Origin of the sequence: Inhella gelatinilytica (assembly GCF_016093295.1) — a bacterium.
GTDB lineage: Bacteria > Pseudomonadota > Gammaproteobacteria > Burkholderiales > Burkholderiaceae_C > Inhella > Inhella gelatinilytica.
Map to the genome: position 1 here is coordinate 1 of NZ_JAEDAL010000014.1, position 19,813 is coordinate 19,813.

The window sequence follows — 19,813 nt, forward strand, 5'->3', positions numbered from 1 at the left end:
GTGCTGAGGAACATTCCCCAGCCCCAAGACTGGCCACTCTGCGGGCCCCGCACAAGCCAAAACCCCAAAGCCAAACGCGGTGACCGCCCCTCTGAGGCAGCCACCGCGTCAGCGGTTTAGTTCAACGCGTTTTCGGGAGACTGCATAAAACCGGGTACTGCTGCATAAAAAGGCTGACTCGCACCATCGCAAGTGCTTGATCCGTCATGCGTTTTCCCTTGTTCTCTGAATTTTCATCCATCCGAAAACTGCGCCGTAATGCAGTTGGGTGGCGGCGGTTTCTGAGGCCCCGGGAGTTGGGTGAACTCAACGGTCATCATGCCAGCGCTTGTCACCAGCGCGAGCGGAATCAGCCGGGGGCCGCCATCGCCCACAACGCTGACATCCCGCTCGAATCTCCCCGCTCACCCCAGCCACATCCCCCCATACCCCCGCACCACGCCGCCCTGCCGCGCCAGCCATTCATTCGCCGTCTGGCGCGTCACGCCCGCCAGGGCCGCCAGTTCTGCCTGGGTGGCGGGTACCCAGGTCGAGCCGCCCTCGGCCCGCCCGCGTTCGCGCCGCAGTTGTTGAAGCGCCAGCGCCAGGCGCTCCGCGGCGGGTCGGTGCCGGGCCGCTTCCAGTTGCTGAAGGTTGCCGGCAAAGCGAGCCCCAAAGTGCGCCAACAGCGCGCGGGCGAATCCGGGCCAGCCGTCCATCAGAGCCAGGTAGGCCGGCGGTGTGATCGCCAGCAGGCGCGTGGCCCCGTGAGCCCGGGCTTCGTAGGTGCTGGGTTGGCCGGTGACAAACGCCGCCAGCCCAAAGAAATGCGGCGGGCCAACGTGCTCCAGCACCGAAGCGCTGCCGTCGGGCCCGAGCAAGCTACAGACGATCTCGCCCTCCAGCACGGCATAAAACGCACCCGGCCGTTGGCCGGCCGCAAACAGCACCGCCCCGGCGCGCAGGCGGCGTTGAACCAGGTGGCGCTGCAACTCGTCGTGCAGCCCCAATGGCGGAGGCGCCAGCGGCACCGCACCCGCCAGCTCAGCCTGGGCCACGTGCCAGAGCGATTCCAACAATGTCGGCATTCCGACATTGTTACCGGACGCCCACCGGCACACTGCCGAGCATGACGATGCCATTGGACGAACAGCGCACCTGGGCGCAGCGCTACCTGCACTTCGCCGCCCACGAGTGCCCCGACGAAGCGGTCTACGTGGCCCTTTGCCTGGCCGTCGCGGCGGACCCTGAATTGCTGGCCTTGCACGACGAGGTGCCACCGAGCCAAGCGCGCCCCAACCTGCTGCTGGCCGCCCTGCACGAACGCCTGCTGGCCGACCCCAGGGACCCCCTGGCGGCCTACTTTCCCAACCTGGGTGGCACCCGCGCCCCCGACGCCGACCTGCCCGCCGCGCTGCGCGCCTTGGCCTTGGGGCCGCAGCGCGCCGTGTTGCGCCAGCACCTGCGCTCGCGCGCCACCCAGACCAATGAGGCCGGGCGGACGGCCCTGCTGCGCCTGGGCCTGGACGCGCTGGGCGCCGAGCACCCGCGGCTGGCCTTGTTCGAGCTGGGCGCCAGCGCCGGCCTGAACCTGGGGGTGGACGAAGACCGCATCGACTACGGCGGCTTCCAGCGCGGCCCCGGCACGCGTCTGCAGCTGGGCTGCGACTGGCGCGGCCCTGGGGCACCGCCGCCCGAAAGCGCTTGGTCCGTGGTGGCGCGGCACGGTGTGGACCCCGCCCCGGTGTCGGTGGAGGATGCCAACGCCCGGCGCTGGCTCCAAGCCTGCTTGTGGCCACATGACCGCGCGCGCCACACCCGCCTTTCCCAGGCCCTGGCCTGGGCACAGGGGCAAGACTGGCGCGTTCAGCCCTGCCGCGACGAACAGCAGGGGCTGGACCAGTTGCAGGCCTGGCAGGCGAGCCTGCCCGCGGCCGTGCAGCCCGTGTTGCTGACCAGCTGGGTGCTGGCCTACCTGCAACCCGCGGCGCTGGCCGCCTTTCACCAGCGTGCGCTACACCTGGTGCGCGAGCGCGGCCTGGCCTGGATCTGCCTCGAACCCCTGGCCTGCCACCCCCTGAGCCCCCTGCCGCCCGCGGCACCGGAGCCCACGGCTTGCCTGCTGAGCCTGCACCGGGCGCGGGGCAGCCAGGCCTTGCTGTGGGCCCATGCCCACGGGCGCTGGGCGCGTCCAGTAGGGGCTTGAGTCCTGGTGAACCGAGCGCTGGCCAAGCGCGAAGCGCAAATCGCCGCGAATCGGGATAATCCCGAACTCCGTCCCTCCCTTCCCTTCGCCCATGTTTGCGCACATCCCCCCTTACGCCGGTGACCCCATCCTCAGCCTGAACGAGGCCTTCCAGAAGGACCCCCGTGCTGGCAAGGTCAACCTCTCGATCGGCATTTACTTCGACGAGAACGGCAAGATCCCGGCGCTGGAATCGGTGCGCAAAGCCGAGCGCCTCGTGGTGGAGGCCGCAGGTGCCCGCCCTTATCTGCCCATGGAGGGCGCGGCCAACTTCCGCAGCGCCGTGCAGAACCTGCTGTTCGGCGCCGATCACCCGACGCTGAAGGCCGGCCGCATCGCGACCATCCAAGGCGTGGGGAGTTCGGGCGGCCTCAAAGTCGCGGCCGATTTCATCAAGGCGCACTTCCCGGCCAGCAAGGTGTACCTGAGCAACCCCACCTGGGACAACCACCGCGCGGTGTTTGAAGGCTCGGGCGTCGAGACCACGACCTACCCCTATTACCAAGACGGGCAGCTTGACTTCGCCGGCATGATGGATGCCCTCTCCAAGGCCCCGGCCCGCTCGGTGGTGCTGCTGCACGCTTGCTGCCACAACCCCACGGGCGTGGACTTGAGCGCCGCGCAGTGGACGGAGCTGGTCAAGCTGTTGAACGAGCGCGAACTGCTGCCCTTCCTGGACCTGGCCTACCAGGGCTATGGCGACGGCCTGAACGAAGACCTGTTCGCTGTGCGCGAGCTGCTCGCGGCCGGCGGCCCCTTCCTGCTGGCCAACAGCTTCAGCAAGAACATGAGCGTCTACGGCGAGCGCTGCGGCGCCCTCTCCGTGGTGTGCCCCACCGCCGACGAGGCCGAGCGCGTGCTGGGCCAGCTGAAGTTCATGATCCGCCGCAACTACAGCAACCCGCCCACGTTTGGCGGCCAAGTGGTGGCCACGGTGTTGAACACGCCCGAGCTGAACAGCCTGTGGCACGCCGAAGTGGACGCCATGCGCACCCGCATCCAAGCCATGCGCAAGGCCCTGCACGAGGTGCTGAGCGCCAAGGTGCCCGGCCGCAACTTCGACTACTTCCTGACCCAGCGCGGCATGTTCAGCTACACGGGCCTGAGCCCCGATCAGGTCGATGCGTTGAAGAACGACCACGCCGTGTACCTGGTGCGCAGCGGCCGCATGTGCGTGGCCGGCCTGAACAGCAAGAACGTGGAAGTGGTGGCCAACGCCATGGCCGCCGTGCTGGCCTGAGCCCCGCGCAGCCGCCCTGCACAAGCCCGCTTCGGCGGGCTTTTTTGTGCCCGATGCGCGCCGGCAACACCTTCTGGTGAATTGACTCGCCTCAAGGCGCTTGCGCACCAGCCGAGACAGGATGAAGCCATTGTCAACAGGAGGTTTTCATGTCTCTTTTCCACGCCGTGCTCTGGCTTGATCACCACGAAGCCAAGCTGTTCCAGTTCGACGCCGAGCACATTGAGGCCGAGCGCATCCGTTCGCACACGCACCACACCAAGCAGCATGGCAGTGCGGTGCGCAGCGAGCATGAGTTCTTCGCCGATGTGTGCGACGCCATGAAGGGCGTGACCGAGGTGCTGGTGACCGGCTCGCGCACCGCGCAAACGGACTTCCGCCACTACCTGGAAAAGCACCGCGCGTCGCAGGTGGGCCAGGTGGTGGGCTACGAAACGGTGGACCACCCCTCGGACAAGCAACTGGTGGCCATGGCGCGCCAATACTTCGTCAAGCACGACCGCATGGCGGGCGTGCCGACGCCGACTTGATCGCGCCCAGCCTCAGACGAACCCGAGGTTCCTGAGGCTGAAATTGGACAGGTTGGGCACCACCATCGGGAGATCGGTGGCGCTCACCCCCAGCCAGGTGGCCAAGGTGCCCGCGAATTGATCGACCGACGTGGTGGGCAACAAGCGGCCCTGACCGACCTCGCTGCCTGACCCCAGGGCGAAACTGGGGGCCGTGCCGTAAAAGGCCTTGCCCCGCACCGCACCCCCCAAAACGAAGTGGTGACTGCCCCAGCCGTGGTCGGAGCCGTCGCCATTGCTGGTGAGCGTACGGCCGAAATCCGAGGCCGTAAAAGCGGTGACCTGATCCGCCACCCCGAGCTCGCTCATGGCGGACTGGAAGCTGGCCAGCGCGCCCGCCACGTTGCCCAGCAAGCCCGGATGGTTGGTCAGCAGGTTGTCGTGCAGGTCAAAGCCGCCCAGCGACACCATGAACACCTGGCGCGAGACCCCCAGGCTGCCGCGGGCGGCAATCATGCGCGCCACCATCTTGAGCTGGTTGGCCAAGCTGTTGTTGGCGTCAAAAGGGGTGCTCAGCTCGGGCAGACCCGCCAGCGCCGCCGTGACCTGGGTTTCCGCATCGATGCTGCGCTTGGTCACCCGGCTGTATTCCGCTTCAAAGAGGTGGCTGCTGGACGCCGTGATCAGGTTGCGCAGGGCAGCCTGGGCGGCCGCGGACCCATAGAGCGAGCGTGAAATGCCGTTAATGGCCACGGCGCCGCTCGTCCCCATCTGATACTGCACCGCACTTTTTCCGGTGAGAAACACCGAATTGCCGGTCACCGAAATGCAGCTGAACACCGAGCCGCCGTTGCCGCTCAGCATCAAGTCGCCGATGCGGCCGCCCCAGCCTGACTGCGCGCCTTCAGGTAGGTCCGACTGCCAGATGGACTGCTGATCGTTGTGCGAAAAGAGCTTGGGCGGCAGCGGCACGGAACGCGCGTTGTACTGGGCCAGCGTGGTGGGCGCGATCAAAGGGCCCACGTTGAGTTGTACCGCCAGTTGTCCTGCGTCCCACAGCGGCATGAGTGCGGCCATGGCCGGGTTCAAGGCCAGCTGCAAACCCCCAGGCAGGGCCGCGTTCGGCGTCAGCGTGGTTCCGACCAAGCCAGATTGCGGCAGGGCCAGGGTCGACCGCACCGTGGCGTACTGCGCATGATTGGTCGCATCGGCCGGGATCAGCGTGTTGCCGTTGTCATTGCCGCCATAAAGAAAGACGCAGACGAGGGCCTTGTAATCGCTGGGGTTGGTGGCGGCGGCCGCCTCCCCAATCAGGGAAAGATTCAGCGCCCAGGGCGCAGCGGCTCCGGCCACCCCGGTGAGTGCGGCCCGGCGCAAGAAGGCGCGGCGCGCCAGATCAACAGCTGTCTTGCTCATGTCGGGCTCACTTTTGAACGAGGTAGTCCGGGCTGGCCAGGACCAAGAAGACGGCCGCGTAAACGCGGTTGGCCTTGCCGGTGTCCGAGGTGGCCGCAATGGCGTTCAACGCGCCCAGAATCGTGGCGCGAGACGTCGTGGACAGCGCCGTGCCATTGAGCAACACCACCACCCGATCCAAGAGCGCATTCGCGTCCGCCGCCACCGCCAATTCACTGACGTAATTGGGTTTGACGTCCGAATGACCCGACCCCACCACGTTTTGCATGGCGTTCAGGTAGCCCGCCACGCTGGTTTCGTTGCTGAGTTGGAACTCGGGCGCAACGAGGGACGCCGTGCCAATCGCACTGCCCGCCGGCACGTAGCCGGGTCGGAAATAGTTGAACACCGAGGGCGAGCGCTGGGGGCTTTGCCCCAGGCTGCGAGAGGGGTCGCTGGTGTTGCCCAGGTTCCAATTGCCGGTCAGGGAATTCGCCTTGAACGCGCGCGCCCACTGGATGGCCCGCAACATGGGTTCGCGCAGCTTGCCCCAACTGGGGTCACTGAGTTTGGCGGGGTCGCGGGCTTCGTCGTCCAAGAGCACCGCGCGTACCACGGCCCCGAGGTCACCGCGCACACCCTGGCCGTTGTCGTTGAACACCTTGGCCACCCGGGCCACGTAGTAGGGGCTCGGGTTGCTGGTGACCAGGCGCTGGATGAGCTGCTTGCCCAGGAAGGGGCCCACATTGGGGTGCGCGGCCAGCGTGTCCAGCGCGATCTTGAGCGCCGCTGCACCCGCCGTGTTGGCCGGCACCGTCACACCCAGGAACGACGCGGCCAGATTGGAGTGCAGATTGGCGTTGAGCACCATGGGCTTGCGCGCGAACTCCGGCACCGTGGTGCCGCTGCCGCTGCGGTCGAAATCCCAACCCGTGAACACGCGCGCCAGCTGCGTCACCATGTCCTGGGTGTAGGTCTCAATGGGCTGGCCCTGGCTGTTGAGCTTCGGTGTGCCATCCAGGTTCAGTTCCACCAGCCCGATCGAGAAGAGCTGCATCACCTCGCGGGCGTAGTTTTCATCCGGCACGCGCCCAGTCGCAGCGTTCTCCTTTTGGTTGCCCGCCATGTTCAGGTAATTGCCCATGGCCACGCTGAGCGTCACCTGCTCCAGCAGCGTGCGGTAATTGCCAAAGGCGTTGGCAGCCAGCAGGTCCCAATACGCGGCCATGCGGAAGGGCTTCCAATTGCCGGTCACCCCATCCACGCCCACGACGAAGAATTCGCTCAAGGCCAAGGCCATGCGCTGGCGCAAGCCATCGGGGGCGGTGATCAAGCGCTGCCAAATCGACGAATCGAAGCCCGCCAGCCCGGTCATGGCGTTGGCGTTGGTGTCATAGCCCTTGCTGACCAGCCAGTCCCAATTGCTCGTGGAAATCGGCTTGGCCATCTCGGCTTGCAGCCAAGCGCGATAGCCGCCTGCGGCGCGCAGCGCCGCAATGTCGGCCTCCGTATAGCCCAGGGTGGCTTGACTCAGGAAGCGGGCGGCCAGAGCGTCGCTGGCGGGCGCGACCCCGGCCAAAACCCGCTCCGAGAAATCGGCCAGCGCCCCCACATCGGCCAGCACGCCCCCGGATATCGGGCCAAAAATGTAGACGCGCGAGACCCCCGAGGCATCGGCCGCAACGCCCAGGTAGTTCTGGGTCGACGGGTAATAGCGGTAGGTGAAGGGGTCCGCCCGCAGATCGGGTTCGTGCGAAGGGAAAAACGGGGAATAGACGTTCTCCGCCCAGTCCATCAGTTGCGTCGCGCTGGGCACGCTTGCCCCCGGTGAGGGCGTGTCCGCCGAGGGGCTGGCCGCCAGCAAATGGCGCATGTCCTGCGCCGAAGCGGTCTCCAACATGGCGTCCGGCAGGGTGTCGCCCCCACCGCAAGCACTCAAGAGCGCCGCCGCCCCCGCCACCGCGGCCCACAGCTCCCGCGGTCGTTCCAACTGTTCCACGCCTTGCATGCTCGCTGCCCTCCTGGAGAGCGCAGTATGCGAGTTTGCGTCGTCAAATGGGTAACGATTGGAAAAGCTTTGCCGGGCTTAACCCGCGCTCAACAAACCAAGGTGTGTGGGTCCAGGTAGCGTTGCCGGAACACCTCAAAAGGCTCGGTGTCAGCGGCCTCTACCCGGGCTTGTTCGGCAATGGACGCGGCGGCTTCCAGCAACAGACGTTGCTGAACCTCTGGGGCCAAGGGTTGAGCGAGTAGACGCTCTCGAATGGCGTCGCTCATCTGACCGGTGGCGCGAATAAAGGAATCTTCGGTCCGAGTGGCCGCCAAGACCCGCGCCGAGGGCAGGCCCTCCGGCTGACGCAAGGCCTGCTGAGCCTGGGCAAGCGCCTGCTGGTAGGCCTCCCCCCCCAGGGCCGCATCCACGGCTTGGGCCAACGGTTCACAGGCCGTCAAGATTTCGCCAGCCCAGGTCATCAGGGAAACGGCCTGCCCGCCGCGCTCCAGCATCAGCCCCACCTCGCGCCCGCGTGTCGCGGTGAGTTGCTGGTTGCGGGCGATCGCGGCGATCTCCTCAGGACTGTCCGGCGGGCTGTCCGTGTGCAGGCAATGCAGCAAGAACAGGTCCAACACCCGCAAGGTGTCCGCCCCGATGCCCACGTCCTCGAAGGGGTTCAGATCCATGCAGCGCACCTCGACGTACTCCACGCCGCGCTCGCGCAGCGCATGCAAGGGTCGCTCGCCACTGCGGATCACGCGCTTGGGGCGGATCGTGCCGTAGAACTCGTTCTCGATTTGCAGCAGGCTGGTGCTGAGCTGGTTGTATTCGCCCCCCAGGTTGCGCAACCCAATCCGTTCGTAGGGGCCGTAGGGCTCGGTCAAGGCCGCCTGCAACGACTCGGCATAACGGTCCAGGCAGTTGTAGCTGACCGCCAAGCGCGACTGGGCGTCGCTCTGGTAGCCCAACCGCCCCATGCGCAACGACGTGGCATGCGGCAGGATCAACGCGCCCGGCTGGGTGGCCGAGAGTGCTTGCAGGCCATGTTCTCGCCCTTCGACAAAACTGCTGCACACCGCCGGCGAAGCACCGAACAGCGTGAGCAACACAAAGCTGTGGCGGCGGAAATTGCGAATCAAGCCAAAGTAGGCCGCGTTGTCCAAGCCGGGCAGCGACCAGTTGTAGTGGATGCCCGAGATCATCTGCATGCGCCGGCCGTAGCGGTGGCCCAAGCCCGCGCGGTACACCGCCTTGGCCCGGCCAATGTGCGAACTGCCGTACCGCCCGATGGGGATGGACTCATCCACCGGCAGACAGCAGGGCATGGAGTTGACCCACAGCCGTTCATCACCCAGCGCGCGATACACGAATTGATGCAGCTCCGCCAGCTCCTGAATGCAGTCCTCCGCGCGAGCGTGCACGCCGGTGATGAGTTCGACCTGGGACTCGCTGAAATCCGTCGTGATGTGCGGATGCGTCAGCGCAGCCCCCAACGCAATTGGATGGGGCGTCAAGGCCAGGGCATGGCTGGGCTGAACGCGCAGGCTTTCGCGCTCAATCCCACGGCGCATGCCGCGCAAACGCTCGGGCGTGAGCCCACGGAGGTCAGCAGTCAAGGTCATATCGGTACACCCAGGAACAAACACGCGGCGTGGTGACGCCGCGTGGAGAGGGTTCTACCACCCTTGGACCGGCCTTGCCAGCGCAAGGCCTTCCAAGGGCATCAGCGGTCAGTGCAAACCCGCCAGCAACGCCGCATTGCCCCCGGCGGCCGCCGTATTGACGGTCAAGGTCTGCTCGGCGGCAAAACGGTAGACCTGCTGCGCTTGCTGTGCCTCATCGGGGGTGACCAGCGGCACGATGGCCCCGCTGCGCGCCGCCAGGGCGGAGAGCAAGGCCGCCGTTTGATCGTGGCTGAGACCCGCGCAGAACGCGGCATCCAGCGCCGCATGACGAACCCAATCGAACCAATCGGCGGGTGCGTGCTCTTGGCAAGCCATCCAGTCGGCGCCACCCAGGCTTTGGAACTGCTGCTGCAAGGCGGCCGCGGCCGTGAGCGCGGAAGACTGGCCCACCACGGTGACTTGGTTGCCCGCGAGCAAGGCCAGTGCCAACGCGGGGCGCCAGCCCTCGCCGTTGACAAAACCCACTACGTGGCCGCGGGCATGCAAGCGCAGTTCATTGCGCTCGCCCGTGGGGCCCGGCAGCGCTTGGGTCAGCAAGCGCGGGGCGGCCTGCGCGAGCAAGGCGGCTTGATCGGGCATCGCGGCCTGCAGGGCGCGCAGGCGCTGCGCCAAGGCCTCGGGCAGACTGGAGGCGGCGGCGGCGCGCTGCGGTACGGGGTGCGGACGCACGAAGCGCCAGAGGTAGTTCGGGCCGCCCGCCTTGGGGCCCGTGCCCGAGAGGCCTTCGCCGCCGAACGGTTGCACGCCCACGACGGCACCAATGATGTTGCGGTTCACATAGACGTTGCCAATGCGGGCGCGATCCGCCAGGCGTTCGGCACGGGTGTCGATGCGGGTTTGGATGCCCAGCGTCAGGCCGTAGCCCAGGGCGTTGACCTGGTCGATGATCGCCTCCGGATCGCCACTCCAGCGCACCACGTGCAAGACGGGGCCGAAAATTTCCGTCTTGACTTCAGCGATGGACTTGAGCTCAAACGCGATGGGCGCCAGCAGGTTGGGCACCTGAGCGTCGTGTAGCCTGCCCTCGGCGATGAGCCGGGCCCCCGAACGCAAGCGCTCCACCTGCGCCCGAATGCCCTGATAGGCCTCAGCGTCGATCAGCGGGCCGACATCGGTGGCCAGGTTGGTCGGGTCGCCGCAGCGCAACTCCGCCAACGCGCCCTGAATCATGTGGATCACACCCTCCGCCACGGACTCGTGCACGCACAGCAGGCGCAGGGCCGAACAGCGCTGGCCGGCCGAGCGGAAGGCGCTTTGCACGACCGCGTCCACCACCTGCTCGGGCAGGGCGGTGGAGTCCACCACCATGGCGTTGAGCCCCCCGGTTTCGGCGATCAGCACCTTGGGCTCGGCGCCTTGTGCCAGGGTCTTTTGGATGATCTTGGCCACTTGCGTGCTGCCGGTGAAGCACACGCCCGCGGTGGCGGGGTGCGCCACCAGGGCGGCCCCCACGGTCTCACCCAGTCCATTGAGCAGCACCAGAGCGTCGCGCGGCAAGCCGGCGGCGTAGAACAACTCCACGCAGGCCTGGGCCACGGCCGGCGTTTGCTCGGCCGGCTTGGCGGCCACGGTGTTGCCAGCCACCAGAGCGGCCACGACCTGGCCGGCAAAGATGGCCAGCGGGAAGTTCCACGGTGAGATGCAAACGAACACGCCACGGCCCTGCATGGCGGCATCGCCCGCGGCCTCGGCCTCGTCGGCGTAGTAGCGCAGGAAGTCCACGGCCTCGCGCACCTCGGCAATGCAGTCTGCGAGCGTCTTGTGCGCCTCTTTGACCAAGAGCCCGCAGAACGGGGCCAACTGATCGTCCAGCAGGTCGGCGGCGCGGCGCAGCACCGCGGCGCGCTGGGCCACCGGGGTGCGGCTCCAAGCGGCAAAACCATCCTGCAGGCGAGTCATGGCCGCCCGCACGTCCTCCGCCGAGGCCAGTGGGAGGCTCGGCACCACCGTTGTGGCAATCGCAGCAGTCAGCGGAGCCCGTTGAGTCGGCGCGGCAAGGTCCGCACCGCGACTGTTGGCCCGCGGCTCGCCGGCCGCCTTGTAGAGGTCCAGCGGGCGCGGCAGGGTGGGCGCAGGACGCACATCCTCCAGCGGGCAAGCCAGCAGGGTGGGCACGTCCACCTGCGGGTCCGCCAACTGGTGGACAAAGGAGGAGTTGGCCCCGTTTTCCAGCAAACGGCGCACCAGGTAGGCCAGCAGGTCGCGGTGTTCCCCCACGGGGGCGTACACCCGGCAAGGCACGGCCGGGTCTTTCAACACCTCGCGGTACACGCCTTCGCCCATGCCGTGCAAGCGCTGCATCTCAAAGGCCGCCCCGCTGTGACGGGCCATTTCCAGGATGGCGGCCACAGTGCCCGCGTTGTGACTGGCGAATTGCGGGTAGATGACGTCTTGGTGGGCGAGCAGCGCTTGCGCGCACGCCAAGTAAGAAATGTCGGTGTGGGCCTTGTGGGTAAAGACGGGGTAGTCGCTCAGGCCGAGCTCCTGGGCCCGCTTGATTTCCCCGTCCCAATAGGCGCCCTTGACCAGGCGCACCATGAAGCGCAGGTTCAGCTGGCGGGCGATCGCCGCCACGGCATCCACCACCGCGCGAGCCCGCGTTTGGTAGGCCTGAACCGCCAAGCCAAAACCCTGCCACTGCGGGTGCTTGTCCGCGATGTGGCGCGCCAGGGCCTCAAACACATCCAGGCTCAGCTCCAGGCGGTCCACCTCTTCCGCGTCAATGGTCAGGTTCATGTTTGCTTGGGCAGCCGCATCCACCAAACCTTGGACGCGAGGCACCAGCGTTTCAAACACGCGCTCCCGTTGCAGCACTTCATAGCGGGTGAACAGCGCGCTGAGCTTGATCGAAATGCCGTCTGCCTTCATGGGGCTGCTGGCGCGGCCACCGGGCGAGCGTGCAGCGATGCGCGCGATGGCATTGCGGTAGCTCGCCAGGTAGCGTTCGGCGTCCGCCTCCGTGCGCGCGCCTTCTCCGAGCATGTCGTAGCTGAAGGTCAGTTGGGGCTGTTCACGCCGCGCACTGGCCGCTTCACCCTGGGCCTCATCGATGTTGCGGCCCAGCACAAACTGACGGCCCAGCAATTGAATGGCGCGCACCGTGGCCGCAACCACCGTCTTGCTGCCCATGCGACCGAGCAGGCCGCCACTGTCCTCTCCGGGTAGGAATTTCTTGGACAAGTTGATGGCCGCGGCCGACAGACTGGCCAACATCTTGTGCGGGCCCTCGCTCCCCGCATCGAAATCCGCACGACCCAGTTGGTCGGCGGTGAGCGCGATGGCGGTTTCTGCATCGGGCACCCGCAACAGAGCTTCAGCCAGACGCATCAGGGCCAGGCCCTCGGGTCGGGTGATGGGGTACTCGCGCAGCAGCGATTCCATGGCCCAGAACGGCGCCGGGTTGTCGCGCACCTGCTGCACCCACGGCGCCGCCAGCGCCACGGCCTGCCCCCAACCTTCCCGCATGGCCCCCAACTCATTCAAGAGCGCCGCGACCTGGGCGTTCTCGTCCCGGTATGGCTCGGGCAAGCGTTGAATTTCGGGGCGGGCGGGCAGTGCAGCCATGAGGATCTCCTGATGATCCGTGGACTTTAGGCCGCATCAATCCGAAAATGTTGCGGACAATTCGCTGGCACACCGAAGGATTTCCGACATGGATTGGGACGCTCACCCGCCAGAGGGGTTGGATCGCATTGACCTGCGCATCCTGCGCGCCCTGCAGCAAGACGCCCGCATGACGCACCAAAAATTGGCGGACGAGGTGCACCTCTCCGCCAGCAGCGTTCACGAGCGCGTCAAACGTCTGCAGCGCGAGGGGTTCATCCTGGGTTACCGGGCCCAACTCAACCCGGACAAACTCGGAGCCGCGCTGATGGTCTTCGTCGAGGTGCTGCTGGACCGCACCGTCCACGACGTCATGGACACCTTCAAAGGGGCCGTTCAGGCCCGGCCCGAGATCTTGGAATGCCACCTGGTGGCCGGTGGCTTCGACTACCTGCTCAAGACCCGGGTGGCCGACATGGCCGCCTACCGAGAGTTCATCGGCAGCGGCATCTGGACGCTGCCGGGCGTGCGCGAAACCCGCACCTATGTGGTCATGGAAGAGGTGAAATGCGAGCCCGGGGTGCGGTTGTGAACCCGCACCCGAGCCCCGCACCTCAAATCACGTCGCCGTAGTCGGTTTCGACAAACAGGTTCAGCGAGTTCCGCCCGCTGCGCTCCCGGAAGCTCTTGCGCGCAAACAGCTTGGCCTGGGCGTCTTCGGGCAGGTCGGTGATGGTGAGCAGGTTGCGCGCCACCAGGGTCTCAATCACGTCTTCCAGCACCCGGACGAACTCGGCGTCCAGTCGCTGAAATTCGCCATTCGACGGCGCAATGGCTTCCAGAAAAGCACGCAACTCCGCGTCGCTGCCCTCGATGTATTCGGCCCCACCGGGGTTGCTTCGCAGCACCCCGGCGATGGCCCCGGTCGGATCACGGACGATGTAGGGCATGCAGCCTCTCCAGCCTCTGTCGGTTTAAACGCCACTGACCGGATGCTTGAGCTGACGCAGCAGCTCTTCAGCCACCGCATCCACCCCGCCCGACAGCGCGGCCTGGGTTTGCGCCAGTTCGTGCGCCGTCAACTCGCGCACCTCGACCACCGGGGCGGCCGCCACCGTCAGCGGCTGGCCCACCAGCGGCGTCTCAACCGCTTGCGGGCCCACGGGCAACCCCGCCATTGCCGCGTGGGTGTCCAGCGGCTGCAGCAGATCGCGCAGGTCCAGGGCAGCGCCCGAAGCCGGCGCGTCCTGGGCCACGACCGTCTCCTGCGGCGCCGCGAGATCGGCGAGATCCAGGCGCAGCACCTGGTTCGAAGCCTCGTCCAGCCACGCCACACTCTCCCGGCTTCCTGCGTGGCGGTGTTCGCCTTCCGAGGGCTCCACTTGGAACGAGCCCGCGCCGGTGGAGGGGGCTGCAGCCGCGCTCGGGGCGGCCACGGTGGCGGCACCGGGGTCAACGGCGAAGAGACCATGCTCCTGGGGTGCATTGAAGGCGGGGGTGGCAGATGCCGGAACAGCATCCAGCAAGACACTGAAGCTTCCCGACGCCGTATCGCCATCCGCATCGGTCAAGGTATAGCCGAGGCTGAGGTTGATGTCTTTGGAGTAATCGTTGTAGGTCAACCCGCCACCGTCGAAATTCATGCGGAAAGATCCCGAGATTTGCCGCACCTCCAACTTGGTGAAGTAGATGGCGCCGTTCATTAACGGGATCGACACTGTGGACACGCCGCCAGCGGAAGAAAAAGGAACCGAATAGGTGACCGTATCGCCTGCGGCATTCACTGCGGCTGTGACCGTGCAAATTCCCGAATAAGAGGCATTGCCCCCACCGTCGAACTTCAAGCCCACGCCGCGAACCTCGGCTGGTGCACTAGTGCCCTGGTACGAGAAATCCATCGTCAGATATTCACCGTCCTCAAACCAATTGCCTGGGCCGGGACTCCCACCAACACCGATCCACCCGTTATTGGTGTTGACTGAGCCGGCAGCTCCCGCGCTCGTAAATCCCTTCATTTCATTCACCACGTAGCCGCCAAAGAGCAGGGTTTTGTCGTTTACGTTGCCGCCGCCGATGGTCGTGTACGCCGTCGTCGGCTGACTGATCGAACCGATCGTGCCGTCTGAGCCTACCGGCGTCACCAACTGGACGCTGTACTGCGGGTTGCCGCCAGCGTTCACGGCATTTGGATCCACCGTTGCCCGCAGCACGGTACTGGCCGAGTCGCCCGCAGCCGTTCGCCCTTCCAGCGTGCCGGTGCCAAGATCCACCCAGACAATCGTCTTGCCGTCGACCACCAAGTTCGTCGGCAAACTGGCGGTATTCCAGCTCACCCGCGTCACGTCATTTGAGACTGTGGCTTCGGTCAGCACACCGGTCTCGGTGTAGACGCCGTCGTTGGCGATCGTGAACGAGCGCGGCGTCGAGCTCACCGTGGGCGCGTCATCCCAGACGGTCACGTTGAATGAGGAGCTGCCGATCAAATTACCCAGACTGTCGCGAGCATTCAAACTGATGGGAATGCTCAGACTGTGGTTCTCCCCAGCAACGACTGCGTGATCCAGGGCTGCCAGCTGCTTGAAGGTATAGCCGGTATTCGAGGCGTTGAGCGTCACCGTGAAGACAGACTGGGCGCCCGCCGAGGCAGTCAGGGTTCGGCTGCCGGCATCCCAGGCATAGGTCACGGTGGTGCCGTTGGAGGTCAGCGAAGGCAGGGTTGCCGTGTTGACCGACAGCACCACATTGCTGGCCACATTGGTGATGGTGCCCGCTTGGGTGATGTCATTGAGCGCCGACGCATCGCGGTTTTCATTGACGTCATCATCATCACTCGTCACGTTGCTGACGGTGAACGCGTCGTTGTTCGTGATCGTGCCCGTGGCAGCCACTCCTCCCACACTGAGGTTGTAGGTCTCGTTGGGCTCGACCAGGCTGTCTTGTGTCGTCGGCGTCGTGATAGTGAAGCTGGTGACACCAATCGGCACCACCAGGTTGCCCCCCACCAGGGTCACGCCGTTGCTGAACGTCGGCGTGCCATAGTCCGTCCCGCCGCCCGTCGCCGTGCCACCACCGAGCGTGAACGCAAAACTAGTGCTACTCGAGGACGCGTTGGACAGCGTCACGGTGTGCACCAGGCTCGTGCCTTCGCTCTGAGTGTCGCTCGTAACCGAGCTAACTGTCGGCACCGCATCATCATTGGTGATCGTCCCCGTGGCGCTGCCCGCCGTGCCACTGATGCTGTAGCCGCTGCCGCTGGCAATCGTGGCCACCACGGTCTCGTTGGGCTCGTACGTGCTGTCTGCAGTCGGGTCAATCGTAACCGTCGTGCTACCCGTGGTCTGACCTGCCAGGATGGTGATCGTCGCCGGCCGCGTTCCCGTGAAGTCCGTGCCCGCCGTCGCCGTCCCGCTCCAGCCCAGATTGATCACCGTGTCCGTCGACGACGGACGATCCAGACTCACCGAGTACACAAGGTTCGTCGCGCCGTCTTCCGTCACGCTTGCGGTACTCACGCTCACGCTGGCGATAGGCAGCGGCGTCACCGTGACATTGACCGTCGCCGTCTCGGTGATGCCCGCCGGGCTCGTCACCGTGTACGTGAAGCTCGCCGCGCCGCTGTAGTTGGCCGTCGGCGTGAACGTGATGTTCCCTCCCGAGAGGCTCACCGTCCCGCCCACCGCGCTGCCCACGGCCGTGACCGTCGGGCTGCCTTCAAACGTGTCGTTCGCCAGCAGGCTGCTGGCTGCAATCACCAGCGCCGTGTCTTCGGCCGTCGTCAGGCTGTCTGCCCGTTCGCGCCCTGACCCGTCACGCTGTACACGCTGCCGTCGCTCAGACCATCCGCATCCGTGGCCGTCAAGGTGCCGCTGATGACCGTGTCTTCGTCCCCGTTGCCGCTGGTGTCGCCCGTCACGCTCGTCGGGTCGTTCGCCGCACCCACGGTGATGGTCAGCGTGCCCACGTCAGTCAAGCTGCCGTCCGTCACGGTGTAGTTCACGCTGTCCGTGCCCGTGAAGTTCGCCGCCGGCGTGTAGGTGTAGCTGCCGTCAGTCGCCAGCACTAGGGTGCCGCCTTGCGCCGTCGTGTAGGTCCCGGCCACGGCCGTCAGGCTCGGGCCGTCCACGTCGGTGTCGTTGGCGAGCAGGCTCACGGTCGAGCTGAACGGCGTGTCTTCCGTCGCCGTGATCGCGTCGTCCACGGCCACCGGGGCGTCGTTCACCGGCGTGACGTTGATGCTCACGGTGTACGTATTGCTACCACCCTGCCCATCGCTCACGGTATACGTAAAGCTGTCCGGGCCGTTGTAGTTGCCGTTGGGCGTGTAGGTGTAGGTGCCGTCAGCGTTGATGGTCACCGCGCCATGGGCGGGGTCACTGGCCTTGGAGTAACTGACTGGGTCCTCATCTGCATCGACTGCTTCTGGGAGGGTCCCATTGATGGGCGCGTCTTCCGGGGTGCTGACCTTGGTATCAGCGGCAACCGGGGCATCGTTCCCCGAATGCACCACGATGTCGACGGTGTAGGTATTGCTGCCGCCGTTGCCATCGTTCACGGTGTACGTGAAGCTGTCGGGCCCGCTGTAGCCTTCCGCGGGGATATAGACATAGCTCCCGTCGCCGCCCACGGTGACGGTGCCGTGCGACGGGTCGCCAGCCTTGGCGTAGCTGACGGTGTCGCCGTCCAGGTCCGTCGCTTCGGGCAAGAGGCCTTCGATCGGCGTGTTCTCATCCGTCGAAATTTCAGCGTCGGCGGCCACCGGCGCATCGTTGACCGGGTTCACCGTGATCGCCACGGTGTAGGTGTTGCTGCCGCCCTGACCGTCGCTCACCGTGTACGTGAAGGTGTCCGGGCCGTTGTAGTTCGCCACCGGCGTGTACACGTAACTGCCATCAGCATTGACCGTCACCGTGCCATGGGCCGGATTGCTGGCCTTGGCGTAGCTGACGGCGTCGCCGTCCAAATCGCTGGCCGCGGGCAAGCTGCCCTCAATCACGGTGTCTTCGTTGGTGGACACCTCGGCGTTGGCCGCCACCGGCGCGTCGTTGACCGGATTGACCGTGATCGCCACGGTGTAGGTGTTGCTGCCACCCTGGCCATCGCTCACCGTGTAGGTGAAGCTGTCTGGGCCGTTGTAGTTCGCCACCGGCGTGTAGACGTAGCTGCCATCAGCATTGACCGTCACCGTGCCGTGGGCCGGATTGCTGGCCTTGGCGTAGCTCACCGCATCGCCATCCAGGTCGCTAGCCTCAGGCAAGCTGCCCTCAATCACCGTGTCTTCGTTGGTGGACACCTCGGCATTGGCCGCCACCGGGGCATCGTTTCCGGCGCCCACGTCAATATTGACCGTGTAGGTGTTGCTACCGCCCTGACCATCGCTCACCGTGTAGGTGAAGCTGTCCGGGCCGTTGTAGTTCGCCACCGGCGTGTACACGTAGCTGCCATCGGCATTCACTTCGACCGTGCCATGGTTCGGATTGCTGGCCTTGGTGTAGCTGACGGCGTCGCCATCCGCATCGCTCGCAGCCGGCAGGTTGCCCTCAATCGCCGTGTCTTCGCTGGTCGAAATGCTGGCGTCGGCCGCGACCGGCGCGTCGTTGACCGGGTTCACCGTGATCGCCACGGTGTAGGTGTTGCTGCCACCCTGGCCGTCGCTCACGGTGTAGGTGAAGCTGTCCGGACCGTTGTAGTTCGCCACCGGCGTGTAGACATAGCTGCCATCAGCATTGACCGTCACAGTGCCATGGGCCGGATTGCTGGCCTTGGCGTAGTTGACGGTGTCGCCGTCCAGGTCGCTGGCCGCGGGCAGGTTGCCGCTGACCACCGTGTCTTCATTCGTTGTCGCAGTTGCGTTCGCAGCGACCGGCGCATCGTTGACAGGGTTCACCGTGATCGCCACGGTGTAGGTGTTGCTGCCGCCTTGGCCGTCGCTCACCATGTAGGTGAAGCTGTCCGGGCCGTTGTAGTTCGCCACCGGCGTGTACACGTAACTGCCATCAGCATTGACCGTCACCGTGCCATGGGCCGGGTCGCCGGCCTTGGCGTAGCTGACGGTGTCGCCGTCCAGGTCGCTGGCGGCCGGCAAGTTGCCGTTGATCGTCGTGTCTTCCAGGGTTGTTAAGCTGGCATCCGCACCTTCAGGTGCATCGCCCATTGGGTTGACGATGACATTGACCACCGCAGTACTTGTCGCACCTTGGGCATCCATCACCGTATAGGTGAACGACGCGGGGCCGGTGTAGTTCGCAGGGGGCGTGAACACCACATTCCCCCCCACCAGGGAGACGGTTCCATTGACTGCGCTTTGAACACTGACAATGGTGAGCGAGTCGCCTTCAGGGTCGCGATCGTTGACCAGCAAGATTTGCGGCGCCATGGTCAAGGCCGCGTCCTCGTTGGTGAACACGGTGTCATTCACCGCCACCGGCGCATCATTGACCGGGCTCACCGTGACGTTCACGGTGTAGGTGTTGCTGCCACCCTGGCCGTCGCTCACCGTGTAGGTGAAGCTGTCCGGGCCGTTGTAGTTCGGGGACGGGGTGTAGACGTAACTGCCGTTGGCATTCACGGTCACCGTGCCATGGGCCGGGTCGCTGGCCTTGGCGTAGCTCACCGCATCGGCATCCACATCGCTACCCGTGGGCAGCGTGCCATTGACCGCCGTGTCTTCGTTCGTCGTGACCGCCGCGTTGGCCGCCACCGGCGCATCATTGACCGGGCTCACCGTGACGTTCACGGTGTAGGTATTGCTGCCGCCCTGGCCATCGCTCACCGTGTAGGTGAAGCTGTCCGGGCCGTTGTAGTTTGCTGCCGGCGTGTACACATAGCTGCCGTTGGCATTCACGGTCACCGTGCCATGGGCCGGGTCGCTGGCCTTGGCGTAGCTGACGGTGTCGCCGTCCAAGTCGCTGGCCGCGGGCAGGCTGCCGCTGACCGCCGTGTCTTCATTCGTCGTCGCGGTCGCGTTCGCCGCCACCGGCGCGTCGTTGACCGGGTTCACCGTGATCGCCACGGTGTAGGTGTTGCTGCCGCCTTGGCCGTCGCTCACGGTGTAGGTGAAGCTGTCTGGGCCGTTGTAGTTTGCTGCCGGCGTGTACACGTAGCTGCCGTTGGCATTCACGGTCACCGTGCCATGGGCCGGGTCGCTGGCCTTGGCGTAGCTGACGGTGTCGCCGTCCAAGTCGCTGGCCGCGGGCAGGCTGCCGCTGACCGCCGTGTCTTCATTCG

At 65.9% G+C, this 19,813-nt stretch carries 12 protein-coding genes; 4 read left to right on the forward strand and 8 right to left on the reverse strand.

Going from position 1 to position 19,813, the window contains the following annotated elements; all coding sequences use genetic code 11:
• Positions 1 to 404: 404 nt before the first annotated feature.
• Positions 405 to 1,067: a Crp/Fnr family transcriptional regulator gene (locus I7X43_RS16070; protein WP_198101974.1), complete on the reverse strand. Its 663-nt coding sequence runs from the start codon at positions 1,065 to 1,067 to the stop codon at positions 405 to 407.
• 41 nt (positions 1,068 to 1,108) lie between these two features.
• On the opposite strand from I7X43_RS16070, the gene I7X43_RS16075 reads away from it, so the two are divergent.
• The 3 genes from I7X43_RS16075 to I7X43_RS16085 all read left to right on the forward strand — a co-directional run bounded on the left by I7X43_RS16075 (position 1,109) and on the right by I7X43_RS16085 (position 3,994).
• A complete protein-coding gene (locus I7X43_RS16075; protein ID WP_198101975.1) occupies positions 1,109 to 2,185 on the forward strand; it encodes a DUF2332 domain-containing protein in 1,077 nt (358 codons plus the stop codon).
• Positions 2,186 to 2,276: 91 nt separating this feature from the next.
• Positions 2,277 to 3,464 carry an amino acid aminotransferase gene (locus tag I7X43_RS16080; protein ID WP_198101976.1) on the forward strand — a complete coding sequence of 396 codons (1,188 nt, stop codon included), beginning with the start codon at positions 2,277 to 2,279 and terminating at the stop codon, positions 3,462 to 3,464.
• 149 nt (positions 3,465 to 3,613) lie between these two features.
• The gene (locus tag I7X43_RS16085; protein WP_198101977.1) at positions 3,614 to 3,994 is read left to right on the forward strand and encodes a hypothetical protein; all 381 of its coding nucleotides are present in this window, start codon (positions 3,614 to 3,616) and stop codon (positions 3,992 to 3,994) included.
• A 12-nt stretch (positions 3,995 to 4,006) separates the two neighbouring features.
• Here the strand turns inward: I7X43_RS16085 and I7X43_RS16090 are convergent, their stop codons facing one another.
• The 4 genes from I7X43_RS16090 to I7X43_RS16105 all read right to left on the reverse strand — a co-directional run bounded on the left by I7X43_RS16090 (position 4,007) and on the right by I7X43_RS16105 (position 12,610).
• A complete protein-coding gene (locus tag I7X43_RS16090) occupies positions 4,007 to 5,389 on the reverse strand; it encodes a DUF1501 domain-containing protein (protein ID WP_198101978.1) in 1,383 nt (460 codons plus the stop codon).
• Between the two features lie 7 nt (positions 5,390 to 5,396).
• Positions 5,397 to 7,376 (reverse strand): DUF1800 domain-containing protein, encoded by a 1,980-nt coding sequence (locus I7X43_RS16095; protein ID WP_246480481.1) that lies wholly within the window; start codon positions 7,374 to 7,376, stop codon positions 5,397 to 5,399.
• Between the two features lie 89 nt (positions 7,377 to 7,465).
• Positions 7,466 to 8,983, reverse strand: a complete 1,518-nt coding sequence (gene gshA, locus I7X43_RS16100; RefSeq protein WP_198101979.1) for a glutamate--cysteine ligase — start codon at positions 8,981 to 8,983, stop codon at positions 7,466 to 7,468.
• Positions 8,984 to 9,091: 108 nt separating this feature from the next.
• The gene (locus tag I7X43_RS16105) at positions 9,092 to 12,610 is read right to left on the reverse strand and encodes an L-glutamate gamma-semialdehyde dehydrogenase (RefSeq protein ID WP_375140402.1); all 3,519 of its coding nucleotides are present in this window, start codon (positions 12,608 to 12,610) and stop codon (positions 9,092 to 9,094) included.
• An 88-nt stretch (positions 12,611 to 12,698) separates the two neighbouring features.
• Here I7X43_RS16105 and I7X43_RS16110 point away from each other — a divergent pair, with 88 nt between their 5' ends.
• Positions 12,699 to 13,181, forward strand: a complete 483-nt coding sequence (locus I7X43_RS16110) for an Lrp/AsnC ligand binding domain-containing protein (protein WP_198101980.1) — start codon at positions 12,699 to 12,701, stop codon at positions 13,179 to 13,181.
• A 22-nt stretch (positions 13,182 to 13,203) separates the two neighbouring features.
• Here I7X43_RS16110 and I7X43_RS16115 read toward each other — a convergent pair whose 3' ends face one another.
• The 3 genes from I7X43_RS16115 to I7X43_RS16125 form a co-directional block, all read right to left on the reverse strand.
• On the reverse strand, positions 13,204 to 13,539 hold the full coding sequence (locus tag I7X43_RS16115; protein WP_246480482.1) for a hypothetical protein: 336 nt from the start codon (positions 13,537 to 13,539) through the stop codon (positions 13,204 to 13,206).
• 24 nt (positions 13,540 to 13,563) lie between these two features.
• Positions 13,564 to 16,341 (reverse strand): beta strand repeat-containing protein, encoded by a 2,778-nt coding sequence (locus I7X43_RS16120; protein ID WP_198101981.1) that lies wholly within the window; start codon positions 16,339 to 16,341, stop codon positions 13,564 to 13,566.
• 23 nt (positions 16,342 to 16,364) lie between these two features.
• Positions 16,365 to 19,813, reverse strand: a 3,449-nt coding sequence (locus I7X43_RS16125; RefSeq protein ID WP_198101982.1) for an Ig-like domain-containing protein, incomplete at its 5' end; no start/stop codon positions are given.